This window comes from Sphingomonas sp. (assembly GCF_035490575.1).
In the GTDB taxonomy this organism is placed as follows: domain Bacteria; phylum Pseudomonadota; class Alphaproteobacteria; order Sphingomonadales; family Sphingomonadaceae; genus Sphingomonas.
Window position 1 is genome coordinate 1 of sequence record NZ_DATJLI010000041.1, and the last position, 9,558, is coordinate 9,558.

The following is a 9,558-nucleotide window of genomic DNA, read 5'->3' on the forward strand; positions in this document are numbered from 1 at the left end:
GGTCGGGATAACGCTGTCGCACGCGCCGCACCATCGTCGGGCCGTCCATCACCGGCATCACCACGTCGGACACCAGCAGGTCGGGTCGACCGCTGTTTTCAAGCAGGTCCAGCGCGGCCTCACCATTTTCGGCGACCAGCACCTTGTAACCCTGTCGCGACAGCGCGCGTTCGGCGACGGCGCGGACCATCGCTTCGTCCTCGACCAGCAGGATCGTGCCGCTGCCCCAGGTATGCGGCCGCCTGGCAGCGCGCACCGGCGGCTTGGGCGCGGGCAGTTCGGCGGCGGTGTTGACCGGCAGATAGATGGTGAAGACGGCGCCGCGCCCCGGCGGCGATTCGGCGAAGATATAGCCGCCCGACTGCTTGACGATGCCATAGACGGTCGACAGGCCAAGGCCCGTGCCCTTGCCCAGTTCCTTGGTCGTGAAGAACGGCTCGAAGATGTTGGGCAGCACTTCCGCCGGGATGCCGGTGCCGGTGTCGCTGATCCGCAGCACCGAATAATCGCCGACGGGCAGCACTTCGTCGCCCATCCGCTTCACCTGTGCCCGGCCCACGCCCAGCGTCTCGATCGTCAGCGTGCCGCCGCCGCTGGGGTCGCGCGCCAGCATCGCGTCGCGGGCATTCACCGCCAGATTGACGATCACCTGCTCCAATTGTCCCGGATCGGCGCGCACGGCGCCCAGGCCGCGTCCGTGCTTGACCTCCAGCCGCACCGTCTCGCCCAGCAGGCGGGTCAGCAGATGCGACACTTCCGACACCACGTCGGGCAGGTGCAGCACCTGCGGGCGCAGCGTCTGTTGCCGGGAAAAGGCCAGCAACTGGCGCGTCAGTGCGGCGGCGCGATTGGCGTTGGCACGCACCTGCTGGATATCGTCATAATCGCTGTCGCCGGGCGAATGGCGCATCAGCATCAGGTCGCAATGCCCGATGATCGCGGTCAGGATGTTGTTGAAATCATGCGCGACGCCGCCCGCAAGCTGACCGACGGCCTGCATCTTGGTCGCCTGCGCCACCTGTCGCTTGAGCTGCCCTTCCTCCCCGCTTTCCTTCAGGCACAGGATGACGGCCGCATCGCCAAGGCCCCGCGCGCCCGCCAGCGTCAGCGATACCGGTTCGTCCGGGCGGACGGCCAGCCGCACCTGCATGTCGGCGGCATGGCTGGCCCCGCCGGAGAAGCGGCGGATCGCGTCCGCCAGCGCGGCCTTGTCCTCGCGCACCACCAGGTCGCCGGGATAAAGCGGCGGCGCGGCGGTCCTGATGCCGGTGGCGGTCACGAACGACCCGTTGGTGTGGACGAATCGCCCCTCGCGATCGACCATCGCCACTCCGATCGGCAACAGGCTGACCAGCGCGCGGACATGCGCGGCAATGTCGTCACCGATCGTCGCGGGCAGCCCGGCATCCTCTTCATCGATCAGCGCCAGCAACAGCGGCGATTCGGGACCGGCGCCCAGCGGCACCTGGATCAGGCGCAGCGGATTGCCCGCTTCCCCTTCCCGCTCAAAGCGCAGATGGCCGCCGGGTTCGACCAGCATGAAGCGCGCGAAATCGCGGCCCTCGACCATGCCATCGGCACTGCCCGTGGCGCGCGCGGCAAAGACGCGGTTCGCCGCCTCGATCCGGCCATCGGGCTGGATCGCCAGCGCCATGACCCCGGCCAGTCCCAGCCGCTCTCCCGCCTCGCCCGCGATGCTCGCCACCGCCAGCGGCAGCGGGTCGGGACCGCCGATACCCGGCGCGCCGTCGCCGCGCGCAGGCACGAATCGCCAGACGAGCATGTCATCGCCCGCGCGGCTGATCTGGCCGACGATCGCCCGCCCCTCGCGAAACAGACCGTTTGCCACGCCTTCACCGTCGCGCCATGCCGCGCGGCCCGCTGCGCCCAGCAGCGCCTCCGCATCGCCGTCCAGCGGCAGGCCGGGCGGCGTCGGCAGGCCGCCGAACATCCGCTGATAGGCCGGGTTGGCGCAGACCAGCCGCCCCGACCGGTCGGTGACGGCGATCGCCTCGTCACTGATCGACGCCAGCGCCTGTGCCAGCGCCCAGTCGGGGCCATCCGCCGCAACGGCCGATTCGCGCCGCAATCTTGCCCAGGCGAGCACGCCGCCGGCGATCACCAGCGCCGCGGCCATGAACGCAATCGCCACCCGGCCGTCACCCAGTCCCCACAGCACGAGCACCGCCGCCGCCACGCCGCCGCCCAGCGCTGGCAGCAGCGCCTGCCGGCTGGCGGGCTGGATATCGGGTGGCGACAGCACGGGGGTCGATGGGGGGGTGGATGCCATGTCCCGCTGTCGCCACGCGCCGCCGATGCGTCAAGCATCTCGCCGGGGATCAAGACGCCGATTGAGCCGGATCGCGCTTTGGGCTAGGCCGGTGACATGGGTCGTATAGCCGGTTCCGTCGCATGAACGCCACGATCGCCCTGGTCGATGACGACCGCAATATCCTCACATCGGTGTCGATCGCGCTTCAGGCCGAGGGGTTTCTGACGCGCGTCTATTCGGACGGTGAAGCCGCATTGAAGGCGCTGATCGACAATCCGCCCGAACTGGCGGTGCTCGACATCAAGATGCCGCGACTGGACGGGCTGGAACTGCTGCGGCGCCTGCGCGAGAAATCGGCGATTCCGGTGATCTTCCTGACCAGCAAGGATGACGAGCTGGACGAGGCGCTGGGACTGGCGATGGGCGCCGACGACTATATCGCCAAGCCGTTCAGCCAGCGGCTGCTGATCGCGCGCATCCGCGCCATCCTGCGCCGCACCGAAGCGCCGGGCGGCAACGGCGCGGGCGAGGAAGGCGAAGCGGCCGCGCCGCCGATCGAACGCGGCCGGCTGGTCATGGACCCCGCCCGTCACAAGGTGACATGGGGCGGCCAGAACGTCACGCTGACCGTCACCGAATTCATGATCCTCGAAACGCTTGCCCAGCGGCCCGGCATCGTCAAGACGCGCAACCAGTTGATGGACGCCGCGTATCAGGACGACATCTATGTCGACGACCGCACCATCGACAGCCACATCAAGCGCGTCCGGCGCAAGTTCCGGCAGGTCGACCCAAAGTTCGACGCCATCGAGACGCTGTATGGAGCGGGCTATCGCTTCTCCGACGAATGACGATGGCGAATTGTCGCTGCGCTGGTCGGGGCGCGTCAGCCTCACGCCACGCATCCTGGCCGTCAACATCTTTGCCCTCGCGCTGCTGGCGGGCGGGTTCTTCTATCTCGACAGCTATCGCACCCGGCTGATCGACGCGCGGCTGCAACAAGCCAGCCGGGAAGCGCGGCTGATCGCGCAGGCGCTGATGGCGACGCGCATGAGCGACGAGGAAGTGCTGGTCACGCGCTTGGCGAAACAGACCGGCACGCGCATCCGCACCTTTGACCCGCAGGGGGTGCAGCGCCATGACAGCCGTGCACTGGGCGTCGCCAATTTCCGGCTGCGCGACCCTGACAAGGACCCGATGGGACAGGCGATCGGCCGGTTCCTCGACGCCGGGATCGACACCGTGGTCGGCGCCGACCGCGCGCCGCTGTATCGCGAACAGCCGCGCGCGCGTGGCTATCGCTGGCCCGATGTCGCCCGTGCCTATCGCACGCATGAGGCGCCCGCATCGCTGTGGCGCGCGCCCGACCGCTCACCCGTCATCACCGCCGCCGCGCCGCTGGGTGCGCGGGGCACGTTGATGACCGCGGTCAACGCACGCGACATCACCAGCGTGGTGCGGGCCGAGCGCTGGCGGTTGAGCGTCGTGCTGGCGATCGTCGCGATGGTGTCGATCCTGCTGTCGCTGTTTCTGGCGCGCACCATCATCCAGCCGCTGCGGCGGCTAGCGCGCGCGGCGGTGCGCGTGCGGCTGGGGCGCGCGCGTGAAGTGGTGGTGCCGCGCCTGCCCAGCCGCCGCGACGAAATCGGGATGCTGGCCCGCGCGCTGTCGGACATGAGCCAGGCGCTGCGTGCGCGCATCGACGCGACGGAGGCGTTCGCCGCCGATGTGACGCACGAGTTGAAGAACCCGCTGGCGTCGCTGCGCTCGGCGGTCGAGGGGCTGGGCGCGGTCAGGGACCCCGCGCTGCAGGCGCAGTTGCTCGACATCGTGCGCGCCGACGTGCTGCGGCTCGACCGGCTGATTACCGACATTTCCGATGCGTCCCGCCTCGACGCGCAGCTCAGCCGCGCCAAGTTCGAGCCGCTCGACCTGTCCGCGATGCTGTCGGCGATCGTCACCGCATGGGAAGCACGCGGACTGCCCGGCGGCGTGCGGCTGCGCCTCGACCTGCCGCCCGGCACGGCGTTGACGGTGCCGGGCGAAGGCGCGCGGCTGGCACGGGTGTTCGAGAACCTGATCGACAATGCGGTGTCCTTCTCGCCCCCCGGCGCGACCGTGGCGGTGGGCGCCAGCCGCGGCGACGGCGACATCACCGTCCGAGTCGAGGACGAAGGCCCCGGCGTGCCCCCCGAATCGCGCGAGACGATCTTTCGCCGCTTCCATTCGGTCCGGCCGGAGGGAGAGGCGTTTGGCCAGCATTCGGGCCTGGGCCTGGCCATCGCGCGCACGATCGTCGAGGGGCATGGCGGCAGGATTCATGTCGAGGCGCGAGAGGACCGGGTGAGCGGCGCGCGCTTTGTCGTGCGCCTGCCCGCCATTTCGGGCAACGGGGCGCCGGTCGAGCCATGACGCCCCTGTCGTCCGAACTGTGCCACGCAAGCTGCGTCGCGATTCGCGGTCATGCCGTGTTGATCGAAGGGCCATCGGGCGCGGGTAAATCGGACCTGGCGCTGCGGCTGATCGATCGCGGGGCGATGCTGGTCAGCGACGACCAGACGCTGCTCAGGCGCCGCGACGGCGATACGCTGCGCGCATCGGCCCCGGCGACGATTCGGGGGCTGATCGAGGTGCGCGGGCTGGGCATCCTCGACATGGCTCACGCCGACGACGTGCCCGTGGCGATGATCGTCACGATCATATCCTCGCCGGAGCGGATGCCGCCGGAGTCCCGAAATCGGACGATCGCGGGCGTCGTTATTCCCGGCATTGCGCTCGCGGCGCTCGAATCCTCGGCGCCGGTCAAGGTTGAACTGGCGCTGGCGCGTGCGATCGGCGATAGGCAGCGGGCATGAGCGAGGCAACCGCCCCTTCCTGCACCCCGGCCCCGCCGCGGCGCATCCTGCTCGTCACCGGAATGTCGGGCGCGGGCAAGTCGACCGTGCTGCGGACGCTTGAGGATCTGGGCTGGGAAGTCGTCGACAACCTCCCGTTGCTGCTGCTCGACCGGCTGCTCGCGACCGCCCCGCCCGAAGGAGCCGAGCGCGACGATCGCCCGCTCGCGCTGGGCATCGGCATCGGCACGCGCGGGTTCGACGCGGCGCGCATCGCCGCGCGCGTTCAGGAACTGGCCGATGCCGGGCGCGAGATCGGCGTGCTGTTCCTCGATTGCGCGGGCGCCGAACTGGTGCGGCGCTATTCCGAAACGCGTCGCCGCCATCCGCTGGCGCAGGACCGCCCCGCCGTGGACGGCATAAATCGCGAGCGTGAGCTGTTACAGCCGCTGCGCGACTGGGCCGGACGGTTGATCGACACCACCGGCCTCGCCTCCAACGAACTGACGGCGCAGATCCGCAACGCCTTTGGTGGCGAAGGGCTGGGGGAGCCGACGCTGTCGGTCCTGTCGTTCGGCTTTGCCCGCGGTCTGCCGCGCAGTGCCGACCTGGTGTTCGACATGCGCTTCCTGCAAAATCCGCACTGGGTGCCCGCGCTGCGGCCTGGCACCGGGCTGGACGCCGACGTCGCCGATTATGTGCGCGCCGATCCCGCTTATGCGGATGCGGTCGCCGCGATCGAGGGCCTGCTCCTGATGCTGCTGCCGCGCTACCGGGCGGAGGGCAAGGCCTATGTCACCGTCGCCTTCGGCTGCACGGGCGGTCGGCACCGGTCGGTGCATGTCGCCGACCGCGTCGCAGGGCGGTTGCGCGAAGAGGGATTTTCGCCCACGGTGCAGCATCGTGATCTGAACACGGCGCCCCAGGACTCGCTGGAGGGCGCGCCGGTCTCGACTAGAAGGCTATGACGGAAACTCCCATGATCGGCCTGGTCCTTGTGACCCACGGGCGCCTTGCCAAAGAGTTCGTGGTCGCGATGGAACACGTCGTCGGCAAACAGGACGCAATCGCGACCATCTGCATCGGTCCCGAGGACGATATGGAGGAACGGCGCGCCGACATCGCCCGCGCGATCGGCGAGGTCGATGGCGGGCGCGGCGTGATCGTGCTGACCGACCTGTTCGGCGGCACCCCGTCGAACCTGGCGATCTCCCTGCTTGAGACGGGCCGGGTCGAGGTGATCGCCGGCATCAACCTGCCGATGCTGATCCGCCTGGGCGGCGCGCGCAAGACGATGAAAGTGACCGAAGCCGTTGCCGCCGCGCGCGAAGCGGGCCGCAAATATATCTCGGTCGCGTCCGAGGTGCTGGGCGAGGCGGCTGCATGACGACCGTCAGCCGGACGGTTCGCATCACCAACCGCCGCGGCCTGCACGCACGCGCCAGTGCCAAGTTCGTGACGCTCGCCTCGTCGCAGACCACCGAGATCATGGTCGAAAAGGATGGGTCGCGCGTGACGGGCACCTCGATCATGGGGCTGATGATGCTGGGCGCGGCGATGGGCGACGAAATCGTCATCAGTGCGACCGGCGATGCCGCCGAACCCGCGGTTGCCGCGCTCTGCCGGTTGGTCGAGGGTCGCTTCGGCGAGGACTGACGCGACCGGCCCGGCAGGCGTCAGAACGCGCCGGCCAGTCTTTCGATCATCACCCGTGCCGGGCTGGCCGCCGGGGCCACCGCGACCTGTGCCCGGTCGAGCTGGGCGACGCGCATATGCAGGCGCGTGCTGGCCAGCACCAGTGCGCGCGCGCGTTCGGGCAGGCGTGAAAGCGCGTCGATTTCGCTGGCCGGCGAATCGCCCAGCCGCCGCGTGCCGTCCAGTGCATCGCGCGGGGTCAGCTCGCCCGCCATCACCGCGCGCTGCGTCAACAGCCATGCGATGACTTGCATCAGCCGTGTCGTCACTTTCAGCGATTCGCATGACAGCGACACCCGTGCCAGCGGGACCAGCGCATCGCGATCCGCCCGCCCCGCCCCGTCGAAATAATCGCGTGCGTCATCGGCCAGCAGCATCGCTTCGGTATACAGGCTGTCGATCAGGCGACGTTCGAAACGGACGGCGATTTCGCGGGACATGATGGCTCGATGCCATAGCCCGGCGCCGGTGTGAATCCTCTGTTTTGCCGCTACCGTTCCCGCTGTCCCGAACTGGCGCGCCGTCTGTCGGGGGATCAGGCGATGATGTCGGGAACCAGCTCGTCCTCGATCCGCGTGATCTCGTCGCGCAGCTTCAGCTTGCGCTTTTTCAGTCGCGCCAGCTGCAACTGGTCGCCCGCGCCCGACTCGCGCAGCGCGGCGATCGAATCGTCCAGATCGCGATGCTCGACCCGCAACAGTTCGAGCCGGCGGCGCAGTTCGCCCTCATCCATGCCCGCCAGGCCTCCCTCGGCTGATCGATTCGCCGTGCGGCGAACCGCCCGACGCGCGATATGCGTCAGCATGTCGTGTCGCATGGCAATTGGGACGCGACAAGCGGATCGAATGGTGTTTTACTTTGCGCCCCCCAACCAAAGAGCAAGGAGACCGCAGCAATGCAGACCTCGCATCAGACCGCGCTGGAAGCCAAGCACGCCACGCTGGATCGCCGAATCGCGGCGGAAATCCAGCGACCGTTGCCCGATCAGTCGTTGTTGGGCGAATTGAAGCGTCGCAAGCTGCGCGTCAAGGAAGAGATCGCCTCGATCTGACGCTCAGCCGCGCCGCCCCGTGCCGTCTCTGGCGGCGCGGGGCCAGTGCGCGCGACGGGTGTCAGCGCTTCATGCGCGGCGGCACCGCTGCGGGATAGACATGCAGCCACCCCTGCTCGCCGCGCGGCTTGTTGCTGTTGACGGGCTTTCGGGCCAGTTTCGGATCGACGGGCGCCGAAAACGCGATGCCCACCCGGCCATCGGTCGCCCAAGCCACCCGACCATCGACCCAGCCGATACCGCGAACGTCGATGCTGACCGCCTGCCCCAGTTCGACCGATCCCGGATATTCGGCCATCAGCCCGCCTGCCGACAGGTTCCGCACGCGGACATGCGTTTCCTTGCCACCCACGCGCAAGGTGGCGGCCAGCAACAGACTGTCGCGCGATGCCTCTCGCTGGGCGTTCGCGGCGCCCGGTTCGGCATCCTGGTCGCGCGGATCGGGTTGATAGCGGTCCATCGTAACGCTTCGACCTGGTTAAGATTGTGTTCCGGTGTCCGTTACACCAGCAATCCCTGTCGAAAAGGTTAAGGCGGCGGTGACGCAGACATCTATTCGTCGCGTGAGACCTTTTCGTTGCGCTCGTGCCGCTCCTGCGCCTCGACGGTCATCGTCGCGATCGGGCGCGCTTCCAGCCGGGCAAGGCTGATGGGTTCGCCGGTCACTTCACAATAGCCATATTCGCCTTCGTCCAGGCGGCGGATCGCGGCTTCAATCTTGGAGATCAGCTTGCGCTGGCGGTCGCGGGTCCGCAGTTCGATCGACCAGTCGGTCTCGCTCGACGCGCGATCGGTCAGGTCGGCCTCGCGCAGCGAGTCGACCTGCAACTGGCCCAACGTCGCCTGCGATTCCTTGAGGATCGCGTCCTTCCAGGCCAGCAGCTTCGCCCGGAAATACAGCTGCTGCCGCTCGCTCATGAACGGTTCGTCGGCGCTCGGCCGATAATCCGTCCCGTCCCCGATCGACGCCGGTTCCGCCGCGGCACTACCGGGTTTCCCGAATTGCTCCAACGCAGTCGCCATGCCACTCTCCACAACCGGGACAGCCGGCGCGGCACCCCCAATATGCCGCGGACGTCCGGGACCTCTTGCCTTGGGCAGGGCCTATAGAAGCCGCTACCGCCCACCACAAGCACGCAAAATCCGTCGCTTGCCGATGGTCGGCATCGGTATAGGGCACACGAATTGCCGGTCGCTGAACACGACCCGCCGCAAATGCGACGAACCGAATGGTAAACGGCCAAATCGTCCCATGATCGGACGTTAACCACACCGGGCCGCGTGCGACCTTATGGAATCCATCGCCGGGACACCGTTAAGGTGGTTAATGGTGTTGAGTTTAAGACTTTGTTCTGCACTTTGGTGTCATTGGCGGCGCACGGCTGCCTCGCACGGGGATCGGCGCGGCTGGACCCCAGCATTTGGAAGAGATGAGCGGTATGTCGGTTAAGATGGCACTGGCGAAACTCTGCGCCTTCACCTGTGGCGGCGCAATCGTCGGCGGCGGCGCGGTCCATATGGCCGAAACCGCTCAGGCCGAACGCATCGTCACCAAACGCGTCGTGCAAAAGCGCGTGGCGGCCAAGCGCGCACAATATCCCGGCACCGGCAAGAAGCTGGTCCGCCGGACGATCACCAAAACCGCGGAAGTGTGCGAGCCGCAGACCGTGACCGTGACGACTCAGGGCGCCCCCATCCCCATCCCC

At 68.3% G+C, this 9,558-nt stretch carries 12 protein-coding genes and 1 pseudogene; 8 read left to right on the forward strand and 5 right to left on the reverse strand.

The features are described from left to right. Positions 1-2,290, reverse strand: a 2,290-nt coding sequence (locus tag VL973_RS02720; RefSeq protein WP_325282496.1) for a hybrid sensor histidine kinase/response regulator, incomplete at its 3' end; no start/stop codon positions are given. A 122-nt stretch (positions 2,291-2,412) separates the two neighbouring features. Between VL973_RS02720 and VL973_RS02725 the strand changes: the two genes are divergently transcribed. The 6 genes from VL973_RS02725 to VL973_RS02750 are packed head-to-tail and all read left to right on the forward strand — an operon-like array spanning position 2,413 to position 6,762. After that, a complete protein-coding gene (locus tag VL973_RS02725; RefSeq protein WP_325282497.1) occupies positions 2,413-3,123 on the forward strand; it encodes a response regulator transcription factor in 711 nt (236 codons plus the stop codon). Next, on the forward strand, positions 3,092-4,684 hold the full coding sequence (locus VL973_RS02730; protein ID WP_325282498.1) for a sensor histidine kinase: 1,593 nt from the start codon (positions 3,092-3,094) through the stop codon (positions 4,682-4,684). Before VL973_RS02725 ends, VL973_RS02730 begins: the two co-directional genes overlap by 32 nt. Then, positions 4,681-5,127, forward strand: a complete 447-nt coding sequence (locus tag VL973_RS02735) for an HPr kinase/phosphorylase (RefSeq protein WP_325282499.1) — start codon at positions 4,681-4,683, stop codon at positions 5,125-5,127. The genes VL973_RS02730 and VL973_RS02735 overlap by 4 nt, the downstream gene beginning before the upstream one ends. Further along, positions 5,124-6,074, forward strand: coding sequence for an RNase adapter RapZ (rapZ, locus tag VL973_RS02740; RefSeq protein WP_325282500.1), 951 nt, complete (start codon positions 5,124-5,126; stop codon positions 6,072-6,074). Before VL973_RS02735 ends, rapZ begins: the two co-directional genes overlap by 4 nt. An 11-nt stretch (positions 6,075-6,085) precedes the next feature. After that, positions 6,086-6,493 carry a PTS sugar transporter subunit IIA gene (locus VL973_RS02745; RefSeq protein WP_325282501.1) on the forward strand — a complete coding sequence of 136 codons (408 nt, stop codon included), beginning with the start codon at positions 6,086-6,088 and terminating at the stop codon, positions 6,491-6,493. Next, complete coding sequence (locus tag VL973_RS02750; RefSeq protein WP_325282502.1) at positions 6,490-6,762, forward strand: HPr family phosphocarrier protein; 273 nt, start codon at positions 6,490-6,492, stop codon at positions 6,760-6,762. Before VL973_RS02745 ends, VL973_RS02750 begins: the two co-directional genes overlap by 4 nt. A gap of 20 nt (positions 6,763-6,782) precedes the next feature. Here VL973_RS02750 and VL973_RS02755 read toward each other — a convergent pair whose 3' ends face one another. Together VL973_RS02755 and VL973_RS02760 are read right to left on the reverse strand one after the other, a co-directional pair. Continuing rightward, positions 6,783-7,241: a DUF1465 family protein gene (locus tag VL973_RS02755; protein ID WP_325282503.1), complete on the reverse strand. Its 459-nt coding sequence runs from the start codon at positions 7,239-7,241 to the stop codon at positions 6,783-6,785. A gap of 95 nt (positions 7,242-7,336) precedes the next feature. After that, positions 7,337-7,534, reverse strand: a complete 198-nt coding sequence (locus VL973_RS02760) for a YdcH family protein (RefSeq protein ID WP_325282504.1) — start codon at positions 7,532-7,534, stop codon at positions 7,337-7,339. Between the two features lie 162 nt (positions 7,535-7,696). On the opposite strand from VL973_RS02760, the gene VL973_RS02765 reads away from it, so the two are divergent. Next, positions 7,697-7,852, forward strand: coding sequence for a YdcH family protein (locus tag VL973_RS02765; RefSeq protein ID WP_325282505.1), 156 nt, complete (start codon positions 7,697-7,699; stop codon positions 7,850-7,852). Positions 7,853-7,913: 61 nt separating this feature from the next. Here the strand turns inward: VL973_RS02765 and VL973_RS02770 are convergent, their stop codons facing one another. Continuing rightward, positions 7,914-8,312: a PilZ domain-containing protein gene (locus tag VL973_RS02770; RefSeq protein WP_325282506.1), complete on the reverse strand. Its 399-nt coding sequence runs from the start codon at positions 8,310-8,312 to the stop codon at positions 7,914-7,916. A 92-nt stretch (positions 8,313-8,404) separates the two neighbouring features. Next, entirely contained in the window at positions 8,405-8,875 is a 471-nt protein-coding gene (gene dksA / locus VL973_RS02775) for an RNA polymerase-binding protein DksA (protein WP_414712185.1), read from the reverse strand. Between the two features lie 416 nt (positions 8,876-9,291). Here dksA and VL973_RS02780 point away from each other — a divergent pair. Further along, a pseudogene (locus tag VL973_RS02780) lies at positions 9,292-9,558 on the forward strand (hypothetical protein); the annotation flags it as partial.